Origin of the sequence: Dyella flava, from assembly GCF_016904955.1 — a bacterium.
GTDB lineage: Bacteria > Pseudomonadota > Gammaproteobacteria > Xanthomonadales > Rhodanobacteraceae > Dyella_B > Dyella_B flava.
The window spans coordinates 1-1,070 of the sequence record NZ_JADIKE010000010.1 but is presented as its reverse complement, the minus strand read 5'-3'; the positions used below and the strand labels follow the sequence as shown (position 1 = coordinate 1,070).

Genomic DNA, 1,070 nt, shown 5'->3' with positions numbered 1-1,070 from the left:
GGTGGCTGCGGTTCCATCCGCACCCAGGCATCGACGGAGAGGCAGCCGCCATCGATATGGCCCAGGCGCGCCACCCAGCGTTGGCGTTCGGCGTTGGCAAGCTGGTAGGCCCGGGTGTTGCCAGGGAATGGCATATACAGGCTGCCGTTTTGCTCCACTGGCTTTTCGACGGAGCGCAGGGGCTTGATCAACATCAGCGGACCTTCGTGGTCGTCGTGGTAGCCGCCGCCAATGTCAGAATGCGCGCCGGGCAGGGTGATTTCGCGGTGCTGCGGCGCGACGGTGGTCAGCATGAAGTTGGCGCGGTGTTCGTCGCGGGCGACGAGCTGCACCACCTGGCGGGCGCAGCCGGCTGGCAACGCTACTTTGACAGGACCGCTGTGGCCGCTAACCACATTGAAACCATCAGCCAGATTGGCGCGCGCCACGACGGTGTCGAACAGGCCTACGAAACCGATGCGCACATCGTCGTCGACATTGAACCCTTCGGCTAGTTTGGCCTGTATGGAGGAAAGTTTTTGCGCCAGCAAGCCCTGTCGCTTGCGATTGATCTCATGGACGAAATGGCGGGCTGCCGCTGCGCCGCGGCTGAAACCGAACACGTCTAGTTCCAATGCTGCGATAGAAACTCCCGATTTAGTGCGGGAAAACGATTCGAGTTCATCGGGGATCGCTTTCGCAAGCGTCTGCTCCACTTTGGCCAGAATGCCGGTGCCGCCTATGCCAAATCCCATGCCAACGACATCATCGCGTTCGCCGGTCGCAGTACCGATGCCTTCGACGTAGATGCGCAGAAAAAATTCCCGCTCCTCTTCACCGAAGGACTCTTCCCGGCTATCCCGATATAGGTTGTACAGCCGCCACACATTGGTATATCCCCCGCCATAACTGCTCTCGGCGTCTGCCATATATCGCTTGCAGTGCTCGGCAATCGCCGCCTGTTCCAGCGGGCTCTGTCCCAGCGCGCTGCCGGTGGACGCCTGGCAATGCGTAAACAGCTCGGTATTGCCGGCGTTGTTGCGGGTGCCGTCGAAGAACACGCCGATGCGCAGCGTGCAGCGACGTTCGGT

The 1,070-nt window shown here is 61.1% G+C and carries 1 protein-coding gene; it reads right to left on the bottom strand.

The window, feature by feature from the left end:
- The coding region (locus ISP19_RS00055) for a phospholipase effector Tle1 domain-containing protein (protein ID WP_204678184.1) at nt 1–1,070 on the bottom strand (1,070 nt) is incomplete at both ends.